The 20,343-nt window shown below is 34.9% G+C and carries 23 protein-coding genes and 1 pseudogene; 11 read left to right on the top strand and 13 right to left on the bottom strand.

The genetic code is table 11. The annotated features are described in order from the left end of the window. Positions 1-118: 118 nt before the first annotated feature. The 3 genes from AC4G3O_RS10500 to AC4G3O_RS10490 all read right to left on the bottom strand — a co-directional run bounded on the left by AC4G3O_RS10500 (position 119) and on the right by AC4G3O_RS10490 (position 3,372). The gene (locus AC4G3O_RS10500; protein ID WP_491136138.1) at positions 119-1,618 is read right to left on the bottom strand and encodes an amidase; all 1,500 of its coding nucleotides are present in this window, start codon (positions 1,616-1,618) and stop codon (positions 119-121) included. Positions 1,619-1,712: 94 nt separating this feature from the next. After that, positions 1,713-2,780, bottom strand: a complete 1,068-nt coding sequence (gene murG, locus AC4G3O_RS10495) for an undecaprenyldiphospho-muramoylpentapeptide beta-N-acetylglucosaminyltransferase (RefSeq protein ID WP_491136137.1) — start codon at positions 2,778-2,780, stop codon at positions 1,713-1,715. A 130-nt stretch (positions 2,781-2,910) separates the two neighbouring features. Continuing rightward, entirely contained in the window at positions 2,911-3,372 is a 462-nt protein-coding gene (locus tag AC4G3O_RS10490; RefSeq protein WP_491136183.1) for a histidine phosphatase family protein, read from the bottom strand. Between the two features lie 343 nt (positions 3,373-3,715). On the opposite strand from AC4G3O_RS10490, the gene AC4G3O_RS10485 reads away from it, so the two are divergent. The 3 genes from AC4G3O_RS10485 to AC4G3O_RS10475 all read left to right on the top strand — a co-directional run bounded on the left by AC4G3O_RS10485 (position 3,716) and on the right by AC4G3O_RS10475 (position 5,394). Beyond that, entirely contained in the window at positions 3,716-3,982 is a 267-nt protein-coding gene (locus AC4G3O_RS10485; protein ID WP_491136136.1) for an acylphosphatase, read from the top strand. A gap of 144 nt (positions 3,983-4,126) precedes the next feature. Further along, positions 4,127-4,903: a C40 family peptidase gene (locus AC4G3O_RS10480; protein ID WP_066099829.1), complete on the top strand. Its 777-nt coding sequence runs from the start codon at positions 4,127-4,129 to the stop codon at positions 4,901-4,903. 182 nt (positions 4,904-5,085) lie between these two features. Continuing rightward, the gene (locus tag AC4G3O_RS10475; RefSeq protein ID WP_066099832.1) at positions 5,086-5,394 is read left to right on the top strand and encodes a hypothetical protein; all 309 of its coding nucleotides are present in this window, start codon (positions 5,086-5,088) and stop codon (positions 5,392-5,394) included. A gap of 28 nt (positions 5,395-5,422) precedes the next feature. On the opposite strand, the gene AC4G3O_RS10470 is transcribed toward AC4G3O_RS10475, so the two are convergent. From AC4G3O_RS10470 to AC4G3O_RS10460, 3 genes are all read right to left on the bottom strand, one after another. After that, positions 5,423-5,623, bottom strand: coding sequence for a ChaB family protein (locus AC4G3O_RS10470; protein WP_066102205.1), 201 nt, complete (start codon positions 5,621-5,623; stop codon positions 5,423-5,425). A gap of 108 nt (positions 5,624-5,731) precedes the next feature. Beyond that, positions 5,732-6,451: a YebC/PmpR family DNA-binding transcriptional regulator gene (locus tag AC4G3O_RS10465; protein WP_066099835.1), complete on the bottom strand. Its 720-nt coding sequence runs from the start codon at positions 6,449-6,451 to the stop codon at positions 5,732-5,734. A 669-nt stretch (positions 6,452-7,120) separates the two neighbouring features. Continuing rightward, on the bottom strand, positions 7,121-8,245 hold the full coding sequence (locus AC4G3O_RS10460) for an acyltransferase (protein WP_491089946.1): 1,125 nt from the start codon (positions 8,243-8,245) through the stop codon (positions 7,121-7,123). 229 nt (positions 8,246-8,474) lie between these two features. Between AC4G3O_RS10460 and AC4G3O_RS10455 the strand changes: the two are divergent. Continuing rightward, a pseudogene (locus AC4G3O_RS10455) lies at positions 8,475-8,732 on the top strand (IS3 family transposase); the annotation flags it as partial. Between the two features lie 192 nt (positions 8,733-8,924). On the opposite strand, the gene AC4G3O_RS10450 reads toward AC4G3O_RS10455, so the two are convergent. Then, positions 8,925-9,398, bottom strand: coding sequence for a hypothetical protein (locus tag AC4G3O_RS10450; RefSeq protein ID WP_491136135.1), 474 nt, complete (start codon positions 9,396-9,398; stop codon positions 8,925-8,927). 144 nt (positions 9,399-9,542) lie between these two features. Then, positions 9,543-10,292, bottom strand: a complete 750-nt coding sequence (locus AC4G3O_RS10445) for an aminoglycoside phosphotransferase family protein (protein ID WP_491136134.1) — start codon at positions 10,290-10,292, stop codon at positions 9,543-9,545. Positions 10,293-10,830: 538 nt separating this feature from the next. Between AC4G3O_RS10445 and AC4G3O_RS10440 the strand changes: the two genes are divergently transcribed. The 4 genes from AC4G3O_RS10440 (at position 10,831) to AC4G3O_RS10425 (ending at position 13,816) form a co-directional block, all read left to right on the top strand. Further along, the gene (locus AC4G3O_RS10440; protein ID WP_491136133.1) at positions 10,831-11,265 is read left to right on the top strand and encodes a hypothetical protein; all 435 of its coding nucleotides are present in this window, start codon (positions 10,831-10,833) and stop codon (positions 11,263-11,265) included. A gap of 430 nt (positions 11,266-11,695) precedes the next feature. Next, the gene (locus AC4G3O_RS10435) at positions 11,696-11,920 is read left to right on the top strand and encodes a hypothetical protein (RefSeq protein WP_139891144.1); all 225 of its coding nucleotides are present in this window, start codon (positions 11,696-11,698) and stop codon (positions 11,918-11,920) included. A 360-nt stretch (positions 11,921-12,280) separates the two neighbouring features. Then, positions 12,281-13,318 carry a MerR family transcriptional regulator gene (locus tag AC4G3O_RS10430; protein WP_066099853.1) on the top strand — a complete coding sequence of 346 codons (1,038 nt, stop codon included), beginning with the start codon at positions 12,281-12,283 and terminating at the stop codon, positions 13,316-13,318. A 21-nt stretch (positions 13,319-13,339) separates the two neighbouring features. Beyond that, positions 13,340-13,816 (top strand): MerR family transcriptional regulator, encoded by a 477-nt coding sequence (locus AC4G3O_RS10425; RefSeq protein WP_066099855.1) that lies wholly within the window; start codon positions 13,340-13,342, stop codon positions 13,814-13,816. Between the two features lie 108 nt (positions 13,817-13,924). Here the strand turns inward: AC4G3O_RS10425 and AC4G3O_RS10420 are convergent, their stop codons facing one another. Beyond that, positions 13,925-14,467, bottom strand: a complete 543-nt coding sequence (locus AC4G3O_RS10420) for a GNAT family N-acetyltransferase (RefSeq protein ID WP_066099858.1) — start codon at positions 14,465-14,467, stop codon at positions 13,925-13,927. A gap of 25 nt (positions 14,468-14,492) precedes the next feature. Continuing rightward, positions 14,493-14,975: a GNAT family N-acetyltransferase gene (locus AC4G3O_RS10415; protein WP_175354207.1), complete on the bottom strand. Its 483-nt coding sequence runs from the start codon at positions 14,973-14,975 to the stop codon at positions 14,493-14,495. Positions 14,976-15,182: 207 nt separating this feature from the next. Between AC4G3O_RS10415 and zupT the strand changes: the two genes are divergently transcribed. Further along, positions 15,183-15,992, top strand: coding sequence for a zinc transporter ZupT (zupT, locus tag AC4G3O_RS10410; protein ID WP_066099864.1), 810 nt, complete (start codon positions 15,183-15,185; stop codon positions 15,990-15,992). 64 nt (positions 15,993-16,056) lie between these two features. Here the strand turns inward: zupT and AC4G3O_RS10405 are convergent, their stop codons facing one another. After that, positions 16,057-16,878 (bottom strand): STAS domain-containing protein, encoded by an 822-nt coding sequence (locus AC4G3O_RS10405; protein WP_066099869.1) that lies wholly within the window; start codon positions 16,876-16,878, stop codon positions 16,057-16,059. Between the two features lie 772 nt (positions 16,879-17,650). On the opposite strand from AC4G3O_RS10405, the gene AC4G3O_RS10400 reads away from it, so the two are divergent. After that, positions 17,651-17,914, top strand: a complete 264-nt coding sequence (locus AC4G3O_RS10400; protein ID WP_491136132.1) for a hypothetical protein — start codon at positions 17,651-17,653, stop codon at positions 17,912-17,914. A gap of 58 nt (positions 17,915-17,972) precedes the next feature. Here AC4G3O_RS10400 and AC4G3O_RS10395 read toward each other — a convergent pair whose 3' ends face one another. Beyond that, complete coding sequence (locus tag AC4G3O_RS10395) at positions 17,973-18,482, bottom strand: LURP-one-related family protein (RefSeq protein ID WP_066102213.1); 510 nt, start codon at positions 18,480-18,482, stop codon at positions 17,973-17,975. A 241-nt stretch (positions 18,483-18,723) separates the two neighbouring features. Here AC4G3O_RS10395 and AC4G3O_RS10390 point away from each other — a divergent pair, with 241 nt between their 5' ends. Continuing rightward, positions 18,724-19,014: a hypothetical protein gene (locus AC4G3O_RS10390; protein ID WP_066099877.1), complete on the top strand. Its 291-nt coding sequence runs from the start codon at positions 18,724-18,726 to the stop codon at positions 19,012-19,014. A gap of 191 nt (positions 19,015-19,205) precedes the next feature. Here the strand turns inward: AC4G3O_RS10390 and AC4G3O_RS10385 are convergent, their stop codons facing one another. Continuing rightward, a complete protein-coding gene (locus AC4G3O_RS10385) occupies positions 19,206-20,168 on the bottom strand; it encodes a S8 family peptidase (RefSeq protein WP_491136131.1) in 963 nt (320 codons plus the stop codon). Between the last annotated feature and the right edge of the window lie 175 nt (positions 20,169-20,343).

Raw genomic sequence — 20,343 nt, 5'->3', positions numbered from 1 at the left:
GAAAATGTAAACGGAAGATATTTTCGATATATAGGAATTCTCATAAATATAAACAAGTGAAATGACTGTTTTAATTGACCAACTGAATTACACGCATCTTCTAGTCGATCTATCACTTTTATCGCCATCCAATATATGGATTCCCTTTCTGTCCAACCCATATATCGGATTGCTCTAACAACGCTCCTATTTTAAGAAGCCAATCTTCCCTTCCCTTTGGAGCCATCAATTGCACTCCAAGGGGTAAGCCAGAATCTGTCATATGAACAGGCAAGCTAATCGCAGGCTGTCCGATGATGTTCGCCAACTGTGTAAAAGGCGTATACGTTAAACTTGGTTTAAACATTTCATAGACCATTGCTAACTGTTCAGAGGGTTTTAGTTCATTTACTTTCAATAACTGCAAGCTCTGTTCATCCGTATGCGTCAATTCGCCCACCTTTGGAGCTGAGAAAGCTGTTGCCGGCGTCAAATACAAATCATAATCCTCATTGAACCTGGCCATTTGTGCAGCTGCCGTATCCCATTCAGCTAAACTGCGTGTAAATTGAACAGCTGATACATTCTGCCCGGCAGTTCTGAGTACCCATGTGACTATCTCTATATCATTAACGGTAATCGGCCGTCCAATGGCTTCCTCAATGGACAGTATATCTGCTGCCATTTCTCCGCTATTCATAATATAGTAATTTTCCATAAGGCGGATTCCATCTACCCCATTATCACATTCTTCAACGGTGAACCCTGCCTGTTCCAGCCATTTGACTGTCTTATGTACCGCTTCTACAGCTTCTTCACTAACGGGTGTTCCCACCGGAGACTTTGTGGAAAAAGCAATTTCAAACCTTTCTTTCAATGGATTCGAAAGCTCCTTCAAATAGCTCCCATTATATAAAGGTACCTGAAAGGCAGTATCCGGCTGAATGATTTGCAAGGCATCCAGCATAGCTGCACTATCACGAACCGTTTTGGTTAAGGCAAAATCTACCGCAGCTCCATGCCATTGGCGGCCCACACCTGGACCAACGGGTGTCCTTCCCCTTGTTGGCTTCAAGCCTACTAATCCAGTGAATGATGCCGGTATACGAATAGAGCCGCCGCCATCACTGGCACCGCTAATTGGGACCATACCTGAAGTTATACTGGCTGATGCTCCGCCGCTTGATCCACCCGATGAATGCTGCAGGTTCCATGGATTACGTGTCGCTCCATATACAGCTGGCTCAGTAATATTTTTCAGACCAAACTCCGGAGAACTCGTCTGTCCAATAATGACAAATCCTGCCTCACGAATTTTTTTCACAAAATTAGAATCCCGTTTAGCAATCCGATTTACATGTAATTTTGAACCCGCTGTAATCGGTTCGCCTTTAATAGATTGTGATAAGTCTTTTAATAAGATAGGTACTCCTGCAAAAGGTCCGTATATAGATTCAGACTTTCCAGTTTCCATCATTGCCTTTTCGAATCTAGTTCGAACAACTGCATTTGTTTTAGGATTTAGTTCATTTATTTGTTCAAATGCGTCCTCTATTAATTCTATTGCGGATACTTGTTTTTCCTTTACAAGCTTCGCTAACCCAAGTCCATCATATTGGGTATAACATTTAAGATTCATTGCTCCGACACTCCTACTTTTTGGCTACAAATCCTGTTTAGTGTTCTGTTTTAATGCTTTTTTCGTATATAGAATAATACTTATCATTTCAACATTAAATTTTATAGGTATCAATCAATTCATACAAGCGTTCCAGTCCATCTTCTTCCTCAAAATTGTTCATTTTATCGATAATCATCTGTTTGTTTTTAAATATAGTTTCTACCTTATCAGCTAACGTGTTTAACGAAAGCTCATCCTCTTCAATAACATAGGCAAAACCCTGCTTTTTAAATGATTCAGCATTCATGATTTGATCGCCTCTGCTGGCTTGCCTTGATAACGGGATTAAGACCATTGGAATTTTTAAACTTAAAAATTCAAAAATAGAATTTGAACCGGCCCTTGAAACAGCCACAGCTGTCATAGCCAATATATCTGCCAAGCCTTGGTTAATATATTCAAACTGAGCATATCCATCACGATGTAGGGTGGAATCTACTTTTCCTTTTCCGCATAAATGAATGACATTAAAGGTTTTGAGCAATCGATCCAAGTCCGTACGCAAAGCCTTATTCACTGCTTCAGAACCCTGACTGCCTCCCATGATCAATAATCCAGGTTTCCTTGTATTAAATTGGCATATTTTCATTCCAATCGATGGGTCACCCTGACGCAGTTCATCTCTTACGATGGGCCCTAAGAAAAAAGACTTTTCTGCAGGAATATGATTTTTAGCCTCCGGAAAGGTATAACAAATTTTTTGAACAAAAGGCAATGATAGCTTATTGGCCAACCCTGGTGTAATGTCTGACTCATGCGAAATGATCGGTACTTTTCTACTCGCCGCAGCAAGAATGACAGGAACGGAAACAAAGCCACCTTTTGAAAAGATTATGGACGGCTGTAATCGCTTAATAATCTTTCTTGATTGCATAAAGCCTTTCAAAATATTAAAAGGGTCTTTTACATTTTTTATATCCATATATCTGCGAAGTTTACCTGTGGATATTGGAAAATAAGTGACACGATCAAACTCCTTTATCAAAGAGACTTCAATTCCCTCTTTAGATCCTATATAGTAAATCTCCCAATCCCTTTCAATCAAATAGGGAATGAGCGCCAAATTGACAGCAACATGCCCAGTTGATCCCCCACCTGTTAAAATGATTCTTTTTTTCATTTTATAAACCTCCGACAAATTTAAACGAGTCATGGAAAGTAACCATTAATATGTATGCTAAGACATGAAATCTAAATTTTATTCTCTCCTATTCACCTTGCTAATCAAAAACGGAGATGTCATCAGTGACTTACTTCCACACCCTTGTGATATTGCTTTGATCCTCATCTATCTTTAAACAATACACATCCGGATTAGTCAGACCCAACCAAGTTTCGTAACCAAAGGATTCATCCAGATGATTTAGGATTAAAGTCAGTAAGTTACCATGTGTTACGATTAATATATTGAGATTCTCGCTATCCAATGCCTCCTTTATTACAGTAAAACCTCTTTTAGCAGCCTCATTGCTGGATTCTCCTCCGGCTAATTTAACATCACGTTCCAAAAACGATTGGTATAATCTATTTTTCCAATCAGGTAAATCATGTCCAGATAAGATCCGTTCCTTTAAACGATCATCATATTCGAGCTGTATATTCTTTTCTTCAGCAATTGCTTCAGAAGACTCAATTGCCCTTTTATATGGACTGCAGACTATACGCTCTATTGAAATAGAGTTAAAAAAATCAGCTAGTTCCCTCGCCTGTATTTTCCCTTTTTCTGTTAAATCACATTCAGAACCCTGTCCGGTAGCCTCAACAATGTCGAACTAAATATATGTATTTCAACACGACACTCTCCTACTCCCTATAAATTTCATTTACTATATTCTACCATATAAGGAATTCCATTAGAGCTTTGGTTAGTACGTCATCCTATTGTTGATAGTTAAATAAAAAATAAGTACCATTAAAATATAGAAATATGAATTCTTAAAACAAGTAGTGCTGAAGCACCTAGTCTTGTACACTCATGTAAATTCTAAATATTTGAGATGCTTGGGATTAAAGATATTGGGATTCTATCTATATATCAGAATAGGAGGATAAATAATGAAGCAATATCACATAATTGTCTCTGGGATTGTTCAAGGTGTAGGATTTCGCTATTTTACTCTGCTTACAGCAAAAGATTATGATATACACGGGTGGGTGCGTAATTTAGTAAATGGTGATGTAGAAATTGTTGCACAAGGAATAGAAGAAGCATTGGATCATTTTCTTGGCAAAATTAGAATAGGCCCAAAATATAGTCGAATAAACCATGTAGAGGTTAACACTCAGGTCGCTACTGAATATAAAAATTTTACAATTAAGTAAACTTATCCAAACACAGAAAACTCACTTTTATTACAATAAACTTTCTGTTTTGTTACATTTAGGAAACATACCTAGTAATTTTTTGTCGAATCTACTACACTAGGCTAGTACTTTAAAATTTTACTAAGTTTAGTGGGGGTCAACATGAAGAATAAAGTTTTATCTATTACTGCTACCGCTGTCCTGGCGTCTTCTATTTTTGCTGGTGCTGCTTCTGCTGCTACCGTCACAGTTTCTAAAGGTGATTCTTTATGGAAATTAGCAGTTAAATATAATACTACTGTGTCTGCAATCAAAAAGGAAAACAACCTAACGTCTGATACTATTTACATAGGTCAAACACTTAATATTGGTGAAAATACGACTGCAAGCACTTCTACAAAGAAATATACAGTAAAATCCGGTGATTCTTTATGGAAAATTGCAAATACCTATAATACAACTGTTGCAAACTTAAAATCTTGGAATAATTTAAAAAGCGACACCATTTATGTTGGACAAGTATTGGTTGTAAGCAAATCAACTACTTCAACTGGTACCACTTCAGGCAGTACGGTTACAAAATCAGAAGCTGAGCGCATGGTTGCTACGGCAAAAAGTTTAATTGGCACTCCTTATAAATGGGGTGGAACAACACCATCAGGATTCGATTGCAGCGGGTTCATTTACTATATCGTTAAACAAGAACGCCCAAGCTTTACACGTACTAACACAGCAACTTACTTCTCTACTATGAAGAAAGTAAACACACCTTCTGTAGGTGACTTTGTATTCTTTGAAACATATACTTCCGGTGCTTCTCATATGGGAATCTATGTTGGAAACAATAAATTCATCCACGCTGGCTCCAGCGGTGTTGTACAGGCTGATATGACATCATCCTATTGGAAACCAAAATACTTAGGCGCAAGAAGCCTATAAGCATATCTTTATCAATCAAAATCGGTAAGCTACTATTGCTTGCCGATTTTTTATTTTTTCTTCTGAATTATGATTTCATTATTTGAGGATTTATCTAAATTTATACAATTAGGAATTAGCCGTATAGCTGAATATCATTCGGACATCATATTCTTAAATCGGTTATGTAAGGAGATTGTCAGATGGCTAAAGTATTTGGAAATGACCCATTACATATACTATTTGCATCCATTCAAGGAGAAACTGAACGAGATTACTGGGAGCAACTAAATGATGGCTTATCCTATCATAAAGGAATATCATGCTTGGAAGATGGCAGCTATCTGATTATTGAACAAAGGCAATGGATTGAACAAGAAAGCATTGGCTACCCCATTTCAAAGGAAGATGCCCTAAAAGAAATTCTCTTATCAGATAATCTTCATTTATTAAATCACCCTAAATTTTATGATTTAAAAATTCTTTATGAAAAAACAAGGAATACTCCATAATCGAAAGGAGTATTCCTCTTAAATTAGCCTATTCTTTTTCTACCCATTCGCCATCATCGTTTTTCTTGTATTTATTTTTCACCGCACTCCAGGCTACTTTAAAAGCTGTTTCTTCTTCATCATATTCTTCTCTTGCCGAATTAAAGGCTTCTTTAAATATTTCCTGAGCATGATGCGGTAACGAGTCCTTTACGGAATCTGGGAGTTCACTAACAGATTTGTAGGGCATATGATAAACCTCCAGTAATAAATGTTTTAACATTTTATTACCTTGTATCCCCCTTCTTTAAACAAAAAGTCTCTCCAAAGGAATACCCCGGAGAGACATTAAATAAAATTATTCACCAAGATCAACATTATGATAAACTTGCTGAACATCCTCTAAATCTTCAATTGCATCAATCATTTTTTCAAATTGCGCCTGTGCATCTGGATCCAATGTTACATCATTTTGAGCAAGCATGGTAAGCTCTGCCACAGTGAATTCTGTAATTCCCACATTTTTCAATGCTTCTTGAACAGCATGGAATTGATGCGGTTCTGCATAGATGATAACCGCCTCATCTTCTTCCAGGATATCACGAACATCTATATCTGCTTCCATTAGCAATTCAAGCACTTCATCAGATGTTTTCCCTTCAATACCAAAAACTGCTGTAGCATCAAACATATAGGCAACAGATCCGCTGACACCCATATTCCCGCCATTCTTACCAAACGCTGCACGGACTTCTGAAGCTGTACGATTAACATTATTCGTTAATGCATCCACAATCACCATGGAACCATTTGGCCCAAAACCTTCATAACGAAGCTCATCATAGTTTTCTTCTGCTCCGCCTTTAGCTTTCTCAATCGCACGATCAATAATTGCTTTTGGTACACTGTATGTTTTTGCACGTTCAAGTACCATTTTTAATGCTTGGTTAGATTCGGGGCTTGGTTCACCCTGTTTTGCAGCTACGTATATTTCACGTCCAAATTTGGCATAAATACGACTGGTATTAGCATCCTTAGAAGCCTTTTTCTCTTTAATGTTATTCCATTTACGTCCCATTATGAACACTCTCTTTCCACTATATATCTACTTAAAAATAGTAATACGAATAAGCTTTTACTTCAATACTTTTTGTTACAATCCCTTGGTTTCTCCAAGTTTCTATGTATAAATGAAGCAACTTTACTATTATACCTCATATATTATACATTTAATGGTTAAGATAATGAAGGAATAGAGATTTTAAATTTAATATCAGGGAGCGATTCACTCAGTAAAGAAACCCTTTAATTAATCTTATTAATGCTACTCAATATCTAACACAAAGGTATAAGATATCGTTCCATCATTCCATTCAGCTAATACTTCATCCACGACAATTACTGAGCTGCTATCGAACCAATCAATGGCTCATCTAACTCAGCAGTAATTTCAATTTAATATTCTGATTTTTTGACATGGGCTCAAGAAAATCAGCAATAATCTTATCATCTCCGCTGTATATCAAGTTAAATCCCCATACAATAATTTGAGGTATCCATATTTTAAATAACATCTTACTTAATAATAAAATAAGCGTTACATCTGTTACACTCAGTATTTACAAGAGATTCAAGTGTTTCACTGTTTCATTTTTTATACATCCTTGTTTTTAAGTTTAAAATACATGTTATATTAAAGAATTAAAGTCTGGTGCATTCAAAAAATAAGAGGAGCTAAATAAGCTCCTCAAAAATTTATTACTCCAGATATTTTACTACCAATTTTTGCAATAACGTTATAGATAACATTAATAATATAAGATAAAATAAGAGAGCAACAAAATACAACTGGTACTATAATGAAATAATATGGAGTTTTGTCACCTACATTTTCGATATTAGCATTAAGAATCGCATAAAAATGTTTGTCAAAAATCCATGAGACTATATAAATTCCAAAAGACAAATCAGCTATTACTTTAAAAATTTTTCTTACAACTAAATTAACTGATTTAGTATTTATTCTGATAAAAAATATAAACACCAAAACAGAGTTAATAACGTTCCCTACGCTTCCCCATGAACTCCATATACCCCATATAAAATTGGAATCATATGATCTCCAATATGAAAACAGACCAAATACTATCATACAAATAATTATTGCAAAGAAATTCTTTCTGAGTGATAACTTTATTGAGTCTTTATATTCTCTAATATAAGCACCAATAAAGTAATAAACTAATGGGTAAAAGCCAGACCACCAAAACGGTAATATTTTTTGATAATCATTAGAAATACTAGGCTTATCAATCCAATTCATTGTAAAAAAATCATATATATTTGTCATTGTTGGTATAGTAACCAATATCAATAATGTAATAATTAAGTATAATTTATGTTTTTTTTCTGAAAGATTATTATATATCAAATTTAAGAAAGGTATTAGCATAAAAAGTCCTATATACATTTCTACATACCAAGAATATTGCTTAAAAGACAAAATGTTAAAAATACCTTGATTTATACTAATTTCACTTTTCAAAAAAATACCTTGATATATTAATATACATATTGTAGCTAGTACATAAATAGAAAGTGTTTTTATAATACCAAAATAATAACTTTTAGATAATTTCTTATAACACATTAGATAGCCTGTTAAAATTATAAATAATGGCACACATATCATAAAAGAGCTTCTCATTATTGTAGCAATTAACATATCTCTTCCCTGAATATTTTCTGAATAAAAACCATTATTCAAGAAAAAATGAACTGAGAGTACAGCAAAAACAGCAATAGTTCTAATAATGTCAACATTTAGATTTCTATTGTATAATTTTTGCTTTTCATTATCTAATTTAATCAAAAACTTCCACATCTCCTGTATTAAACTATATTAAAATAATATATATTTTAGTATAAGAATCAACACCTGTAAAGGCGCATATTCCTATATATTAATAAGCGCTTTAGGATTATTACATCAATTTATATTGTTTAATTTAGAGAGAGAACGATAGAGGGTGGTTTAAAGTACCTATATCCTCCAGAGAAATGTTAGGAAATATACATGAGGTTAAAGTACCACTTAAGTTCGACAAACAAAAGTAAAAGTCATCTATGAATTAAGGTATAAATACCCGGTAAAAGCACTAGTGGCAGTTTCACACACCCCACGTGGTACATATTACAATTTAGTAAGGAAGATGGAGCGTCCATACCCAGATTTCGATTTAAAGACTGAAATTCAAGCGATTTATGAGGAACATGAAGGGCTTGGACGTTATTGCTACCGCCGTATACGGGATGAGTTAGCGAACCGTGGGCAAAAAGTGAATTATAAGAAGGTTCAATGCTCGAATTACTTTATTGGAAAGAAATTTGAATGTGTAGAGCATTTTAAAATCGAATTAGAAAAATCATAACCTATTACAACACGAAACGAATGAAGGCGAATTTAAAATTAAATCCGGTGTAATACCTAACGCATTTTACCCAAGTTGCCTAATGAAAACCATGTCTAACTTCTTGGGATCACCTTAATGCTAGTCAATTTCTAACACAAATGTATAAGATATCGTTCCATCATTCCATTCAGCTAATACTTCATATATATAACGGCCTTTACTTGCAGGAATATAAAACTGTTTATTTTTATGTTCGATTTCTTGTCCTCTGCCCTTTTCATTCCATAAATAAATTTTAATATCTGGGTTATCGTCAATTTGGATAGTGGCTTTTTGATTAGATTTAACCTTAATTGATTCTATGCTGTCCGCCATCCGATAAGGAGAGGCGTGATCTGTTTCCACCATTTCTTCTTCTTCTTCTCCGTTAATCCTTTTCCATTTATAATTTCCTTTTTCCAGCTGATACTCTATCCCATTAATTATTACTTCTCCCTTCATATGTGGAGGAAATTCATTAGCATTAGCTTCATTTTCTTTACCTGTATTATTTGAACAACCTGTAATCAGAAGTAAAACGAAAATTAACATCCCCATAAAAAAGTTTCTCATCGACTGGTTCCTCCATTCTCTTACCCTCTAAGATGAGTTTTTTATATTTTTAAACGGTCTGCTTTTATATAAGTACAAAACCATAATTATATTATGTAAATTAAAATCCATCTAACGCATAAGGTTATCTTAATAAATCTCTTCCTATAGCGGACATTGCTGATGAACAATTTCCAGTAGATGTTTAGATTTTCCCTTGGAAACATGCTCTGCTAGTCTTGCTCCAGCAATAATTGGGATCCACTGCAAAACATCCTTTTCTGATAACCCGCTTCTCACGCAATACAGATGCAAATACATTTCGGCCAACTCCATTGAAACTTCTGAATACAAAAGATACGTCCGACATACATCAGCACGAATATCTCCTAAGCTGCTATCTACCCAATCAATAATCGTTACTTTATTGTCTGAATCGATTAAATTAAATAAATGGAAATCACCATGGCAAAGTCGCTTATCATATGACATTTCATTCATTTTTTGTATCAAAATATCCTTATGTTTTCTTTTTAAAACTGCTGCCTGCTCAATTTGGCGTATTAATTTATCTGTCATGAGTTCAAGAGAATCAGCAATAACCGAATGTATTTCCTGCTGTATATCAATCGACATACTCATGTAATATTCAGCTTTACTCATGTTTTCAGATACGATACTGCCAAATGTTCTGCCCTTAATGTACTCCATTATGATTGCTTGTTTTCCATCTATTACTGTCACATCCACTATTTCTGGAACAGAAAGTCCCAAAGAGAAAACTAGCTTTTGCTTATTAGCTTCATACCTTGCTTCCGTCGCTGGTAAATACTCTTTAAATACTTTGATAATCTTATTATCCCAAAGATATATATTTGCTGTATTCCCCATCGCGAATGGAGCGGCTAATTCCATTGAATATCTCCCCTTGATTCATACTCATGTAGCTTCCACTGTAGACATTACTCTAAAAAATAATATATATATTGCCTGATTACTTCTTTATATTTCAACAAATACTGTGTAATTCCTCTTTCTATAGTACGTTTAATGCCGCTTATCAACAAAAGAGCCTCATTTAAGGATGAATTTATACAAAAATAAAGATTGCAATTAACTTCTTATAATTGCATCCTATCTATATTTCCTGAGGTTCATCAATCAAATAGAGCTATTCCCCTCCAGTCATATTATTAGATAATGCGGAATGTTATGGTGGTTAACTGATAAATTTAAACATTTCCTGTGTTTTATTTATACATTCATTCTGGCAATAGGGACATTCGGAAGTTTCTTTGGCCTAATCCGTAAGTATTCGAATTCTCTTTGCCTTAGCGCAGTCATCAAGAAAATGTAACTTATTACCAAAAGGCAAAAACTATTTCTTTCTTCCCTGATGTTCATTAAAATGTAATTACAAAAATAGGTATCTTACGTGAGAAAGGAAAAAAACATGAAGAATTTTTTTTTCATAATACTTGCACTTGTAATGTCCACGGGGTTAGTTGCATGTGGCGGTTTATCTAGTAGTAAACAGGAGGGATATACACCTGCTAAACCACTAGATCTTTCAGGTACATGGGTTCAAATTAATAGCAATTCTGATGAAGCTTGGCAGGAAGCCACAATTGCAGATGGCACAATTGAAATCAACTGGATCAGTGATAAAGGGGAAACAAAATCATTGTACTGGTCTGGCACATATGAAGCGCCAACTAAATCCACTAATGAATATGAATGGACATCTAAAAATGATAAAGAAAAAACTGACAGTGCCTTGTTAACATCTGGTGCTGACACTAAAGATTTCACTTATAAAGATGGTGTGATTTCCTATGAAGCATCAGCTATGGGAACAACTACTACTATCAAATTGGAAAGACAGTAAATCATCTTAGCATAAATTGAAAGCCCATGAAAAAAACAGGTCAGAGGCCAAATGCCCTCTGGCCTTTTCTCATGAACATCTTTTTTGATTTCATTAATTTGAATACCTTTTCAAAGGAAGTATCCCCTCTAAATTAGCAACGCCAACTTTCGCTACTATATAAGATTCTTTGGGTTTTACTTTCGCAAACTAAATACATCACTGCACCGATTGCTAATAACAAAATCTAAATGATTCATTTTTCACCTTTTTACTTCCGTAAATTTTATGCTCAACAAACAATTAATTCCTGGAAATCAGCCCTGCGTAATTAAGGATCTCTTAACAAAAAAATAATTAAGCATTATTTGTTCACAAAATATACACAATCTGTTACGATAATTGTAACAATTTAAATTTTTTTACTATTCCTACAAAGGGTGGGGTTCAAATGAAATTAAAAACATACGGGTTATTTATACTTTCCATTATTTTTGCTGTTATAGGACATTTTAAAGTTTCCGGAAGCATACAGCCAAATGGTATTGAGGTATACTCCAACACAACCGTTCTTGAGAGTATTTCCAACGGAGTTTTGTTAGGCGGGTTTGTCTTCTTTATCGGAATGGCAATGCTAGGATATTCTGTTTATAACTTTGTAAAAGAACATTCTTAATGTTTGGCCCTCAGGTACTTGCTGAGGGTTTTTTTATTTGCTTTTTTTGTCCTACACCTTTTTACTGTTAAGCTACAAACTTCACTTTTTTCTACCGCAAAATATTTCAACCTATCCTGTTTCCCCCTTTATCGTGCATATAATTGCCATGCCTCGTCCGTATTATGAATCCTTCCCAGCATTCTCTGTTTTTAGATAGGTAAACCTCCCGAAATGAACATAAAAACAAGGACTCTGAAGAAATACAACTTGTTTTGATAGCTTTTGTCATGCAGCAGGAAAAGTATATTGCCTGTGAAGAATACATGTATTAGAAAGATACAAATATACCTAAACGACAAAGGGAAAGGATTGTTAATAATGAAAGATAATCAAATCTTACGAGCATATTCCATTAAAGAAGTTTCACGGAGAATAAATGTACCTGCAGGAACAATCCGCCAATGGGAAAAGGACTTAAATGGCGTATTAATTATTCCGCGTTCTAAACAGGGAGCCCGTTTTTATACTGAAGTTGAAATTTCAATTTTAAAAAGAATAAAGGAAATGCGTGATAAAAATCTTAGTAAGGAAATTATTAAGGACATGCTACAAAAACATTTAACTCAAGAAAAACAGCCTGTTTCAGAACCCCCTTCTGAAGATTCCGGAACCTCTTTGGCTGTTGTAGAAAAACCAGCTGAACCAAGGATGGAGGATTTCTTGGTAGCCATGGATGATTATAAGAATAATTTAATGAAAGAAATGTCAGCAGAGTTACGAAATAATCGGAACCTTATGATTGAAGAGGTAAAAAAAGAAATTTCACAAGGTTCAATTGATACGATTAAAGGCCTATCGAAAACGATTCAACGATCCAATATAAAAACAAACGGAGAGTTACGAAAACTTTCTCTAAATGTTTCAAAAGCATCAGAGCGTACATCCGAAACATTCGGAGCACTAACGACCACCATTGCGAGGTCTTCAGAGGGAGCCTTTGAATCGTTTTCCAAACGGATATCCGAAGCGGCCGCAGATGGTTATCGTGACTTACTTGCAGACCTCTCTGCGTCCGTAACTGAAACACAACAAGAAATTAAAAGTGTAACAGAGGCCATGTATCAGGATCGCGAGCAGTATTTCGAAACGATGAATAATGAATTAGACCAGTATCGAAATGACATCCGTCAACGAGAGGAAGCTTTTAAACAAATGGTCATGAGCTTCCGAGATGCGGCACCTACAAAAGAAATAGAAAAACCAAAAACAGTGAAATTTAAAGACGTTAAAAAGAATAAAACAAAGGAAAAAGGAAAAGTCAAAACAGAAAAAAATAAGCAAGATAAACAGACTTTAAAGGAAAAGGATATGGTTCCAGCAGAAAAGAAATGGTGGAGTTTTCGACGCAAGAAGTAAAATCTAAAGGTGGTATTAAAAATGAATACAAACGAAGTAGCTAAAATCTTAGGAGTTTCATCGAGTACAGTTAAACGTTGGGTTAAACACCTATCTATTGAACCTGCCAGAAATTCTAAAGGGCACTTTATCTTTACAAAGGAAGAATTCAGCCAATTGGAACACTATCATAATCAAGATCAAATTCAATCCGTTCAAATGCTCTCTCATCCAAATAACGAAGAGGTAGAGAAACTAAAACTAAAAGTTAATGAACTTGAATTAAAACTGTATAAAAAAGCGGATGGTGTTGCGTCCATCCAGCTACTCCAACATCGAAATGAACTTGAGGATTTACTGTCAATCGTAAATGAACTAACAACTCGAATGGATCATCTTGAGACCCAATTAAGCGGAACAAAAAAACCTCCCGCTATTTCTAAGCCGATTGCACTTGATACAATAAAATCCAGGCGAAAAAGGAAACGGAAAATAACACAAATCATGTTTGGGTTATAAGGATATTAACTTAGAAGTATAACGGGACTTTTTCAATAAGTTCCGTTATTTGCTTTATTAATGTCTGTATACGTCCAACCGCCGAAAAATAATACAGCGGAGTATTTATCAGTGTTTCCATTCCGGTTTCGTAATTGAAAATACATAGGCATCATGTGATTGATTTCTCTGATATAAATATCCTCGAAGTGTCCCTTCTAATGTAAAACCCATTTTCAGCAACAAATGATTAGATGAAGTATTAGCCGGATACGTAATAGCCCCTATCCGGAATAAATCAAGTTGATGAAAGGAATAGTTTACTACTGATATAATAGCTTCTGTTGCATATCCTAACCGCCAAAAATCCGGATGAATCTCATACCCAATCTCGGCACGTTTGCTTTTTAAACTAAGATTATTTAAGCCAACTGTACCAATTAACTGACCAGATTCCTTTAAAGTAATACCCCACCTTATGGATTGCCCAAGTGCCAGCCCTCTATCCAGAGTTGCAAAAATTAAAGCAGCATCTTCCTTTTTGGTCAAAGGCTCCATCCCATAATACTCCATTACTTCTTGTTTAGACATGATCGTAAAATACTGGTTTAGATGAGAGGTATTTAATCTTACTAATTGTAAACGCTTAGTTTCTAATTCTACAAAATCCATTTTAACTCCTCCATTTCTTATCCCCTTAAATCTTCAAATGCAAAACCATTTGTTCTCCTCTTTTCCCCATTCTCCTCTCCCCCATATCCTTAAAGCCGCAGTTTATGTATAAGGATTGAGCAGGGATATTTTTCATATTCACTAGCAGAACAACTTCATCAATTTCCTCAAAATGATTTTTGATAAAGTTGGAGATGGAGTATAATGCTTGTTTGGCAAACCCTCTCTTTTGGTATTTATAATTAACTGAAAAACTGGTTAATAACAGTGCTCTATGGTTTGTCGTCACTTCAGCCACCCTTTTGCCACTGTATAAACAGAAAAAGCCGACTGCCTTTCCGTTATTAAGAATCAACACTGGAAACTTATCACAACCCTGATATACTTGTTCTAATGCTTCGAGCGGATATGATGTAAATAGATATTGTTCAGGGGGTAACTTATAATCTCTTATACCTTCTATATATTCGTCGGAATAACTAGCTAATGTAATTTTAGAAGTATCCAAATGTTTCATCCTCCATATTTTTCAAAATAGAAGTAATAATTTATAATACCTAATTTATTTTAAAGATTCAATTTTTTATGAACAATATACTTTTGACGAACATATTAATTAGAGTATAGAATTATAATCTATAGAGTTATATTTTGATTTTACTTGATTCAAAAAGGTACACTATGTTTAAGTTATAAGGTTAGAGAGGTTTTCATAATGGATCAAACTATTTTATTTGCCTTTGCATTAACACTCATGGCTGGTTTAGCAACAGGAATCGGGAGCTTGATTGCTCTGTTAACATCTCGTACCAATAAAGTATTTTTATCCGTTTCCCTTGGCTTTTCTGCCGGCGTCATGATTTATGTTTCAATGGTTGAAATTTTTGTTAAGGCAAAAGATTCTCTTGTCAGTGCTTTAGGCTATGAAAAGGGCTATACAATGACTGTGGTTGGTTTTTTTGGCGGTATCTTACTTATCGCCTTAATTGACCGTTTTATCCCAAAGCAAGGGAATCCTCATGAACCAAAAAAAGTGGAGGACATGAATAAGCCGCGAAGTGAAATTCATAGTGATGAGCTTATGAAAATGGGTGTGTTTACCGCTTTGGCAATTGGTATTCACAATTTCCCGGAAGGTATCGCTACATTTACATCAGCAATACAGGATCCTGGCTTAGGAATTGCTATTGCAGTCGCCATCGCTATTCACAATATTCCCGAGGGGATAGCGGTTGCCGTGCCTATCTATTTTGCGACCGGGGACAAACGAAAAGCCTTTAAACTTTCATTTCTCTCCGGATTGGCAGAGCCAGTCGGTGCTCTAGTAGCTTACTTACTGTTAATGCCATTCTTAACTGATATGTTGTTTGGAATTATCTTTTCGGCGGTTGCAGGGATTATGGTATTCATTTCGTTGGATGAATTATTACCTGCAGCTAAAAAGTATGATGAAGGTCACCATGCCATTTATGGGTTGATAGCAGGGATGGCGTTAATGGCAATCAGTTTATTATTATTTATTTAACCAGCTATTTCAAAAAAAGTAGGTCCTGAATTTTCAGGGCCTACTTTTCTTTTACTTAAAAGTTTTAAAGAAATCTTTTGATAGCTTGTTGAAGACTGCCCATTGTAGTAGCTTTGTTTTCAAAATTAATCCCCATATGGATAATTTGCTGTACAATATCGGGGCGAAGTCCTGTGATAATGGATTCACACCCCATCATTGAAGTACCCTCAATTAACTTCATTAGTTGATCAATAACATCAGGATCCATCTCAGCTATACCGGATAAATCAATAATTAAGGTTTGGATATGGTGTTCTCCAACTGCCTGTAACGCTTTTTTTTCTATAATTTTGGACCTATTATCATCCCATACACCGATTAGTGGTAAGATACAAATCGTCGGTGTGATCGGTATAATCGGGACGGATAAATTTTCAACCATTTTAGTCTGCTTTTCAATTAATATATCTTTATAATTCGAATAGCTGATAAAGAAAGTATTCAAGAAACTATCAATTTGATTGTTAATTTGTTTTTCCATAATAAAAAAATCTTCCATATTAAAAGATTCTTCTGATTGTTGAACAAATTGATTGATAAATGCCCACATCGTTCTTCTTATTGCTTGTACCCATTCCAATTTAAAATTCAAAGTAAGGGAATGAGTAGCCCAAGCTATGCCTTCTTGCTTAGCAAAATCAATAACTTCTTTCTTCTCCTGGTCAAGAACGTATATAACCAGTTTATGGGCGTTATTTATCAAATCAATATTGCCAATCAGTAAGATTTCTTCTATTTTCCGCCTGACATTTACTGCTTCAGATAATAACATATCGCTAAAGGACTGGCGATTTTCCACGATATATTCTTTGATCATGGCAGCTTTATCCAAGGTTGTATCCATTCTATCCCTCCTATTATAGTCGTCTGGCTACATAAATTTTATCAGACACTTCAAAAATCGTAAAATATTAACTCTTCCTTTCTAAAGTATTTAATAGGTCATCTTATTAATTCGTATGACAGAAAAGCTACAAAGGATTTTACCCTTTATAAAGGCTTTTCGTATAGTTTGTTGTTAGTAGTCAAAGGTTGAGTGCGAAAACCCAAATTAGAGGAAAATAAAGTGAAAAAAATCCAATAAATACGAAGAGAAATGTGATATAAATACTTGTAGTATTTTAATTAGATGGGGGATTCAATGTATAAAAGATATTGGGGATCTTTGACATTTTTGAGCTTGTATGTAGTTGTGTCTATACGTGTTTTCCACACCTAAACTCTTTCCTAATTTAAGCCAGCGAAACCAATTGAGGCAGTTATCAAATATTGAGTTGCAACAACTTAAATATGCTAACGGATCTTCAGTCTACTATAAAAAATATCGTTATTCCCTCTTTAAGCTTAATATATCAACCCCCATTTGGTATAACCATCACGAAAACAGCCTTTAAAAAAGAAAAGTCATGAAGGGTTATGTATTCTGGAACGAATCGTTGGTCACTTAGAAGAACATAAAAAAACTAGAATGAACCCATATAATCTCGCTTACAGAGTTCATTTTAGTCTCATAGCATTTGTTTGATTAAAAATTGTTACTCTTAATTTCTACTACTTTTTTGTAAATTCAATCATATACTAATATGGATTATGAAAATTTTTAACGGAGGTTAAGGATGATAACGATAAAATCCTTATATGGAGTCACAGCCATGAATTTATTTATCCTTTTACCCTTATTAACAGAGTCCTTACTTCAGGATTGGTCATTTTCTTTTTCCCAGCTCGCCTATTTTTTCTGCCCCATTATTACCATGATAACACTTATTAAGATTATCCAATTAGATATATTAAAAACCTATCATGGTGCCTTCAACTTTATTGTTCAATTACTTATTGGAGGCACTTCAATTATTATCGCGTTCAATCAGTCTGGCTAAGTCACCTCTATTTACTCTTTTAGTTCTATCAATTAAAGTTTTAAGAGTAATCTCTCGTTTATACGGTACTGTTCGCAGCCGAATGACTCCTTTTTTGAATAGCATTTACACCCATGACAACAGCTATCATTTCACCTATTTCGATTTCATTGGAAGTTTTAGATAATTCATAGGCAGGACTTGATAAGATGGAGTTGACTTTTCTAAATCGGCCAACTTGCTTTCCTTTTTCACTGAGGATTTCATATCTTTTGGAAAAGGTTTCTGAATCAATACGGAATACTCCCCGGTTATGAGCTGTGTACTCGTATTTTTTGGCAAAAAAGCTAAATCTTGCACGTACGAAACCAAGTTCATCCCCCTCTTGATTTGTAACGATCCACCTGTTGCTGAAAAGCGGGAATTTGCCGCTAATCAAAATATTTCCCTTCAAATCTAATACATCGATTGTGGAAGTAAAGGCACTTTTTAAATCTAATTTACCAACAATGTGTTCATCCCTTGTATAAATATCTTTTTGGCCAGATGAAAAAAAACTATCTGTAAAGTATAAATTCTTATAATCCATATTGCCACTCCCTGACATTCTTAATTCCCTCTTCATTAACATTTCTACATCTAAAACCGTATTCCTGCCTTAAAATATATATTGCCACTGAAGTTTGTCTACCTTTATAATGAATACAAAATTATCCATTTTCACGATGTCCCCCTAAATGATTGGCATTCGTTAATGAAGCCCTTTATCCTGCCTGTCCACCAATCATTTTTCAAATATTAAAAGAATAACTAATAAAGGAGTGGAGACATTGGATTGGAATTTATTTGGCGCCCTAGCGATTGCTCTCTTTCTTATTCGCTGGGATCAGAACAACATTAAACTTATTAATTTATTTAAAGAACTGTTAATGATAGGCTTGTTTGTACTTATTTTATCTTTTAGCCTTAAAGTTGAGAATCTAGCATTTTCCGTTTTCAACTATGTTCCTGAACAATTTGAAATTTGGACTGGCGCTCTCCTCTTCATTTCCTTTATTGGCGCATTGACTCACAGAGGCTGGCGCATCTTCAACACAAACCATATCAATCGTCATCATTAAAAATGAATGCTAATCCATTTCCTACATAAACGAAAGGACTGCCATACTGAGCTAGCTATTCAGTGTGGCAGTCCTTTTTATGGTTACGCGGCCAATCTTACTATCACTGTTATAATGAAGCTTTTCAAATCTTCTCATTCGCATCATAAATCTTTTTAACGATTCAAGAATACTTTTGTACTGTCAACAATCTACATATTTATAGCATCATCTAAGGACAGTTTATTAACCAGCTCTGTTAAATAGTCAGGGGCTGTCAAATACAGCAAGCCATTTCCCTCTAATTTAGGTGAGTTCCCAAGCGGTATTGTTCTCTTTATTAATTGTGCATATATTTCCGGCTCACTTAAGTTACGATCAAAGCTGTTATTGGTCATAACCTTAATAAGAGCCATTGCTCCTGCCACATGAGGCGTAGCCATAGATGTTCCACTTAAAGTCGCATATTTTCCGTTCAAATAAGTGGATAGAATTTTCTCACCAGGTGCTACCAAATCGATTTCTTTATTCGAATTAGAAAATCGGGATGACCGGTGTTCGAGATCAATCGCGCCAACACTGATGACTTCGTTGTAAACTGCCGGATAGCAAAGCTCTTCCGTCTCTTCATTACCATCTCCATCATTGCCTGCGGCACAAATAACTGCAATATTATTCATTACTGCCTTCTTAATTGCTTCATGCAACTCAGGTACATCTTCTGTTCCCCCTAGAGACATAGAAATAATATCTGCTTTTTGCTCGATTGCATAAAGAATCCCGTTAATAATCCAGTCATATTCACCGGAGCCATCCTTATCCAATACTTTCAGAATAAGCAGCTTGGCAGCTGGAGCAACCCCAACTACCCCACTTTTATCTTGCGTGGCTGCAATTGTTCCCGCCACATGTGTACCATGCCCGTTATAATCCTGGAATTTATCAGGGTCACTATCATCGTCTGTAGTAAAATTCCGGCCGCCAATAATTTGCTTTGCCAAATCAGGATGGTTCACATCACAACCAGTATCCAACACTGCAATGGTTACACCTTCACCCATCGTAACATTCCAGATTTCAGGGGCTTCAATCATTTCAATTCCCTTTGGCACCTCATTGACTGAATCAAGCTGTTGATCAATATGATATGGTATAACTTGCACTTCTCTCTTCATCTTATCTCCTCCACTTGAGATTAATTTGAAGCCGGTACCAGTTGTTACCCATATTTTAACAATATATATAAAAATATCATAGGTACATTCGCACTGATTTTTAATTAGCTTATTTACATAATTATTCATGATTCATGGTTACTACTTATCAATCGTTATAATTTGACAAGTTAAC

Source organism: Bacillus sp. z14 (2026) (genome assembly GCF_058313575.1).
The sequence above is the reverse complement of the archived record's forward strand: the minus strand, read 5'-3'. Positions and strand labels throughout refer to the sequence as shown.

Excerpts from the sequence above, each read along its gene's own strand:
- AC4G3O_RS10440 (WP_491136133.1), top strand. The coding sequence starts at position 10,831 with ATGAAGAATTTTTTTTTCATAATACTTGCACTTGTAATGTCCACGGGG.
- AC4G3O_RS10475 (WP_066099832.1), top strand. The coding sequence starts at position 5,086 with ATGGCTAAAGTATTTGGAAATGACCCATTACATATACTATTTGCATCC.
- AC4G3O_RS10450 (WP_491136135.1), bottom strand. The coding sequence starts at position 9,398 with ATGAGAAACTTTTTTATGGGGATGTTAATTTTCGTTTTACTTCTGATT.
- AC4G3O_RS10470 (WP_066102205.1), bottom strand. The coding sequence starts at position 5,623 with ATGCCCTACAAATCTGTTAGTGAACTCCCAGATTCCGTAAAGGACTCG.
- AC4G3O_RS10405 (WP_066099869.1), bottom strand. The coding sequence starts at position 16,878 with ATGGATACAACCTTGGATAAAGCTGCCATGATCAAAGAATATATCGTG.
- AC4G3O_RS10500 (WP_491136138.1), bottom strand. The coding sequence starts at position 1,618 with ATGAATCTTAAATGTTATACCCAATATGATGGACTTGGGTTAGCGAAG.
- AC4G3O_RS10400 (WP_491136132.1), top strand. The coding sequence starts at position 17,651 with ATGATAACGATAAAATCCTTATATGGAGTCACAGCCATGAATTTATTT.
- AC4G3O_RS10485 (WP_491136136.1), top strand. The coding sequence starts at position 3,716 with ATGAAGCAATATCACATAATTGTCTCTGGGATTGTTCAAGGTGTAGGA.
- murG (WP_491136137.1), bottom strand. The coding sequence starts at position 2,780 with ATGAAAAAAAGAATCATTTTAACAGGTGGGGGATCAACTGGGCATGTT.
- AC4G3O_RS10420 (WP_066099858.1), bottom strand. The coding sequence starts at position 14,467 with ATGGATTTTGTAGAATTAGAAACTAAGCGTTTACAATTAGTAAGATTA.
- AC4G3O_RS10435 (WP_139891144.1), top strand. The coding sequence starts at position 11,696 with ATGAAATTAAAAACATACGGGTTATTTATACTTTCCATTATTTTTGCT.
- AC4G3O_RS10395 (WP_066102213.1), bottom strand. The coding sequence starts at position 18,482 with ATGGATTATAAGAATTTATACTTTACAGATAGTTTTTTTTCATCTGGC.
- zupT (WP_066099864.1), top strand. The coding sequence starts at position 15,183 with ATGGATCAAACTATTTTATTTGCCTTTGCATTAACACTCATGGCTGGT.
- AC4G3O_RS10445 (WP_491136134.1), bottom strand. The coding sequence starts at position 10,292 with ATGGAATTAGCCGCTCCATTCGCGATGGGGAATACAGCAAATATATAT.
- AC4G3O_RS10430 (WP_066099853.1), top strand. The coding sequence starts at position 12,281 with ATGAAAGATAATCAAATCTTACGAGCATATTCCATTAAAGAAGTTTCA.
- AC4G3O_RS10425 (WP_066099855.1), top strand. The coding sequence starts at position 13,340 with ATGAATACAAACGAAGTAGCTAAAATCTTAGGAGTTTCATCGAGTACA.
- AC4G3O_RS10385 (WP_491136131.1), bottom strand. The coding sequence starts at position 20,168 with ATGAAGAGAGAAGTGCAAGTTATACCATATCATATTGATCAACAGCTT.
- AC4G3O_RS10465 (WP_066099835.1), bottom strand. The coding sequence starts at position 6,451 with ATGGGACGTAAATGGAATAACATTAAAGAGAAAAAGGCTTCTAAGGAT.
- AC4G3O_RS10480 (WP_066099829.1), top strand. The coding sequence starts at position 4,127 with ATGAAGAATAAAGTTTTATCTATTACTGCTACCGCTGTCCTGGCGTCT.